The sequence below is a fragment of the Actinomadura logoneensis genome (genome assembly GCF_003428695.1).
GTDB lineage: Bacteria > Actinomycetota > Actinomycetes > Streptosporangiales > Streptosporangiaceae > Spirillospora > Spirillospora logoneensis.
In genome coordinates this window covers 1-2,308 of the sequence record NZ_QURH01000622.1, presented here as the reverse complement: position 1 = coordinate 2,308, position 2,308 = coordinate 1, and the positions used below count along the sequence as shown (strand labels likewise).

The 2,308-nt window shown below is 75.4% G+C and carries 2 protein-coding genes; both read right to left on the bottom strand.

Going from position 1 to position 2,308, the window contains the following annotated elements:
- Window positions 1-936, bottom strand: a 936-nt coding sequence (locus tag DZF91_RS24800; protein WP_147341359.1) for a tRNA (adenine-N1)-methyltransferase, incomplete at its 3' end; no start/stop codon positions are given.
- Window positions 937-1,129: 193 nt separating this feature from the next.
- Window positions 1,130-2,308: site-2 protease family protein (locus DZF91_RS24795; RefSeq protein ID WP_407920938.1), on the bottom strand; the 1,179-nt coding region annotated here is incomplete at its 5' end.

Here is a 2,308-nt window from a genome sequence, read left to right as displayed (position 1 = left end):
GGTCGCGGGCGCACCGTCGGCGGCGGCGTCGGGCTGGGCGCCCTTGGCGGGACGGCGGCGGCGCAGCGGCGGGGTCACGCCGTCGGCGAGGCGGCGGGCGGTGACGAGGAAGCCGGTGTGGCCGACCATGCGGTGGTCGGGGCGGACGGCGAGGCCCTCGACGTGCCAGGAGCGCAGCATGGTCTCGAAGGCGTAGGGCTCGGCGAACGCGCCGTGGCCGCGCAGTTCCTCGACGACGCGCGACATCTGGGTGGTGGTGGCGATGTAGGCGCAGACGAGGCCGCCGGGGATGAGGGCCTTGGCGACGGCGTCGACGGTCTCCCAGGGGGCGAGCATGTCGAGGACGACGCGGTCGACCTCGGTCTCGGTGAGGGCGTCCTCGAGGGAGCCGACGGTGAGCTTCCAGGAGGGGTGCGGGCCGCCGAAGAACTTCTCGACGTTGCCGCGGGCGATGTCGGCGAAGTCGGGGCGCCGCTCGTAGGAGGAGACGAGGCCGTGCTCGCCGACGGCGCGGAGCAGGAAGCAGGTGAGGGCGCCGGAGCCGGCGCCGGCCTCGATGACGCGGGCGCCGGGGAAGATGTCGGCCTGGGCGACGATCTGGGCGGCGTCCTTGGGGTAGACGACGGCGGCGCCGCGCGGCATGCGGACGGCGAAGTCGGACAGCAGGGGGCGGAAGGCGAGGTACTCGGTGCCGCCGCTGGAGCGGAAGACGGTGCCCTCGTGGCTGCCGATGATGGTGTCGTGCTCGATGCTGCCCTTGTGGGAGTGGTACTGCTTGCCGGGCTGCAGGGTGATGGTGTTGATGCGGCCCTTGGGGTCGGTGAGCTGAACCTGGTCGCCGGGGCGGAAGGGGCCGTGCGGGATCCGGCCGGTCGCCGGGGCCTGCGCGGGGGTGGTGCGGGTGTCGCCGGAGGTCGGCGGCGTGGGTTCGCTCATGGAGGTCAAGGCTAGCGGGCTCCGGGGACCGCTCGGACGCGTCGGTCCGGGCGGGAGCGGAGAGCGGTGCGGTGTCCCGGGCGGGCGCCCCGGGTGGGCGCCCGGGTGGGCGCGGTGCCCGGTTCGGTTCCGGTCGGTTCTCCTGTTCTCTCCTGTTCGTCCGCCGGTTCGGTTCTCCTGTTCGGCGGCCGGTTCAGATTCCGGCGAAGGCGCGGTCGACGTCGGAGATGGCGAGGACGCCGTAGACGCCGCCGTCGGCGTCCAGGAGCAGGTACTCGGTGGCGGGCGCGCGGCGCAGGGCGTCGATGAGGGCCTCGCCGGCGAGGTCGGCCGGGAGGGCGAGGTCGGGTTCGAGGCCGCGGGACAGGTCGCCGACGGTGATCCAGGGGCGGCGCTGCTCGGGGGTGGCGGTGACGGCCTTCTCGCTGACCAGGCCGAGGGGGCGGCCGTCGTGGTCGGTGACGACGAGCGCGCCGGCCCGGGCCTGCTGGGCGCGGCGGACGGCCTCGGCGAGGGGGGTGTCGGCGGTGACGAGGGCGGCGCGGCGGGCGAGGCGGCGCGCCGACAGCAGCGGGATGCGGTCGCGGACGCGTTCGGCGCGCAGCGCGTGGGTGGCGCCGATCCAGATGGTGGAGGCGACCATGGCGGACCAGAGCAGGGCGAGCCAGCCGACGCCGCGGCCGGGCAGGGAGGCGAGCCAGACGCCGGTGAGCAGGCAGCCGAGGGCGACGGCGCGGCCGATCCAGGCGGCGGCGACGGCGCCGCTGCGGGCGTGGCCGGTGATCTTCCAGACGGCGGCGCGGACGAGGCGTCCGCCGTCCAGGGGCAGGCCGGGCAGCAGGTTGAAGGCGCCGACGAGGAGGTTGGCGATGGTGAGGGCGTCGACTAGCAGGACGGCGACGGGAGGGAGCGGCAGGAGGTAGTGGGCGGCGATGCCGAGGGCGGCCAGGACGAAGTTGACCAGGGGCCCGGCGAAGGCGATGAGGAACTCGCGGCCGGGGGTGGGGGCCTCGCGGGCGATGGAGGTCTCGCCGCCGAGGATGTTGAGGGTGACCGAGCGGACGGGCAGGCCGAGGCCGCGGGCGGTGACGGCGTGGCTGAGCTCGTGGACGAACACCGAGCCGTACAGCAGCAGGGCGTAGGTGAACGCGACGAGGTAGCTGGCGGGGCGTCCGACGGCGTTGTTGACCTGGCCCTCGAACATGACGGTGACGAGCAGCGCGATGGGGAACCAGCTGGGCGACACGAAGACGGGGACGCCGAAGGGGCGGCCCATGGGGATGCCCGGCGGGCGGGTGCCGGGCGGCCCGTCCTGCGGGTCGCCGGACGGCCCGCCCGGGGCCCCGGGGTTGCCGCCGGGCTCGGACGAGCC